The organism is Elstera litoralis, assembly GCF_000963705.1.
GTDB classification, from domain to species: Bacteria; Pseudomonadota; Alphaproteobacteria; order Elsterales; family Elsteraceae; genus Elstera; species Elstera litoralis.
Window position 1 is genome coordinate 1 of the sequence record NZ_LAJY01000907.1, and the last position, 1,004, is coordinate 1,004.

Here is a 1,004-nt window from a genome sequence, read left to right on the forward strand (position 1 = left end):
AAGTGACGGAAATGGTGCTGGAAAAGGCGAAACGCCTCGTTGAGCATAAGCGCGACGTGGTCATCCTGCTCGATTCGATCACCCGCCTCGCCCGCGCCTACAATACGGTGGTGCCCTCCTCCGGCAAAGTGCTGACCGGCGGTGTGGATGCCAACGCCCTACAACGCCCGAAGCGCTTCTTTGGCGCTGCGCGCAATATCGAAGAAGGCGGCTCGCTGACCATCATCGGTACAGCGCTGATCGATACCGGCAGCCGCATGGACGAAGTGATCTTCGAAGAGTTCAAGGGTACGGGTAACTCCGAAATCATCCTGGAACGCAAACTCTCTGACAAGCGCACCTTCCCGGCCATCGACGTCACCAAGTCAGGCACGCGTAAGGAAGAAATGCTGGTTGAAAAAGGCACGCTCAATAAAATGTGGGTGCTGCGCCGTGTTCTCATGCAAATGGGCACGATGGACGGGATGGAATTCCTCACCGAGAAGCTGAAGCAATCGAAGAGCAATAATGATTTCTTCGAGGCGATGAATACGTAAGCTTCTTTAAATCAAACCTGTAAGAACCCGGCCCTAAAAATGGCCGGGTTTAATTTTAGATCGCGACTATTTGCCTGACGACATTCCGTCGCAGGGATAGGTTGGCGCGAACCGTCCTACCTCCTTAGTGAGATATCAAATCTCATTAAGGAGAAAATCTGTGAAAAGCCTTAGAACAATTCTATTTCGCTATGGAACACCGCTCACCCTTGGGCTGTTTCTCATCTCAACGATCTCGGGACTTGCGCTTTATTTTCACCTTGGGACCAATCTGTTTCGGGAAATGCATGAGATTTTATCTCTCGTCTTATTGGTTCCGGTCATTGTTCACATTTGGCGCAATTGGCCCGGATTTGTGAATTACTTCCGGCGGCGGGCAATGCCGATCAGTCTTGCCGTTTGCTTTCTCGCGGCGGTGCCTTTCGTCTATGCGGGCTTAAGCAAACCCGCGGTGGAAACCCTGCCATT

At 52.1% G+C, this 1,004-nt stretch carries 2 protein-coding genes; both read left to right on the forward strand.

All coding sequences use genetic code 11. The annotated features are described in order from the left end of the window. On the forward strand, positions 1–536 hold a 536-nt coding region (gene rho / locus VZ95_RS20670), incomplete at its 5' end, for a transcription termination factor Rho (RefSeq protein WP_045777542.1). A 160-nt stretch (positions 537–696) separates the two neighbouring features. Further along, positions 697–1,004: DUF4405 domain-containing protein (locus VZ95_RS20675; protein ID WP_045777543.1), on the forward strand; the 308-nt coding region annotated here is incomplete at its 3' end.